General features: G+C 41.2%; 1 protein-coding gene. It reads right to left on the bottom strand.

Annotated elements, in window-relative coordinates; genetic code table 11:
- A partial coding sequence (locus EII37_RS10765; RefSeq protein WP_221620940.1) for a DUF859 family phage minor structural protein occupies positions 1-857 on the bottom strand: 857 nt, incomplete at both ends.

Genomic DNA, 857 nt, shown 5'->3' with positions numbered 1-857 from the left:
TTTGCAAGCACGAGATTTTGCCAAGGTGGGATTTGAGTCAGCCTTGCAACATCATCTTTTGTAGCGTATTCTATCCAACTCTCCCAATCGTCAATAGTTTTAGACCATCTGTGATGTCTGAAATAAATTTGTCCATTATTCCCATAGAATAGCTGGATAGCCTCTTTATACCCATCTGTGTTCTTTCCGTAGTTGCTATAGTGGAATAGATAGCCCCACTGCCCATTTGGATTTCCTCTAGCTGTTCGATCAATGTAATACTGCCCAGGCTGATCAACCCAATTTGCATTAGTCACATTAGGTTTTCCATCGAACCAAAGCGGGCCGCCGCCATTGCCAGTTAATTGATATTGCTGGATAGGCATATTTCTAGCATATATATCTCCCAAGACATCCAACGAACCAGCACCACCTTGCTCTGCAACTTTACCAATACCCACGCGCCCATCTTTATCATAGCTCATTACCACACTTTCAGTTGCAACGGTTGCTGTAAATTCTGTACTTGTAAACTTATCAGATAGAGTCCCTATGACCACAAATGACTTGGTTGCAACATAATTACCTGCCATGTTAGCGGCTGAATTATTTAAGGTGTGTTGAGTTGTCCAAATACCCGAAACGCTGCCATGATCAGCTATAAAACTTGTACTACCTAATTGAGCTACCTTGAATGATAGGGTCATGACATTTTTTTGACTACCTGATAAAGTGATAGGAGCTATTTTAGCGTTCCTGACAACTTGAATAATGTTAGGCGTTTCACGTGTTCTAAAGGCTGTAAAACTAAAAGCTGGTGCGAAATACTCAATGACATTGATTGTAATATCCCTTGTATCTGATTGCCTGCCTCGACT

Source organism: Streptococcus sp. OH4692_COT-348 (genome assembly GCF_003859975.1).
Lineage (GTDB): Bacteria > Bacillota > Bacilli > Lactobacillales > Streptococcaceae > Streptococcus.
Note: the sequence above shows the minus strand (reverse complement) of the source record. Positions and strands in the feature narration are given on the sequence as shown.